At 41.5% G+C, this 402-nt stretch carries 1 pseudogene; it reads right to left on the bottom strand.

Features of this window, described 5'->3' with window-relative positions:
- A pseudogene (locus tag BHE18_RS01510) lies at nt 1–220 on the bottom strand (redox-sensing transcriptional repressor Rex); the annotation flags it as partial.
- Nucleotides 221–402: the final 182 nt, after the last annotated feature.

Here is a 402-nt window from a genome sequence, read left to right on the forward strand (position 1 = left end):
GGTACGTATCGATGCCGCTGATGGTTTTGCCTTCTGGCGGACTATTCGTATCAAAGGCCAAGATGATTTTCGTGTTGTGATTGCGGTGGAAATTGTATTTTAAAAACGCGCTGCCGAGGCTTCCGACACCGATCAAGGCGACATTGGTCGCTTCGTCCTGGTCTAGCGTCTTACGGAAAAACGCCAAAAGCTCCTGGACCTCATAACCGTAACCTTTTTTGAAAAAAAAAAAACTACACTACATACTCCTACCTCTTATTTCTTCTTCTTCATCAAAAACAACAAAGACCACTAGACTCTAACACCACAGTTATACAGACACAATATGACCAACACAAATGATGAACTTGACTCTACCAACACAATCAATAATAGACAACACACTACATAACAGATGTAACA

This window comes from Rossellomorea aquimaris, assembly GCF_001877785.1.
GTDB classification, from domain to species: domain Bacteria; phylum Bacillota; class Bacilli; order Bacillales; family Bacillaceae_B; genus Rossellomorea; species Rossellomorea aquimaris_A.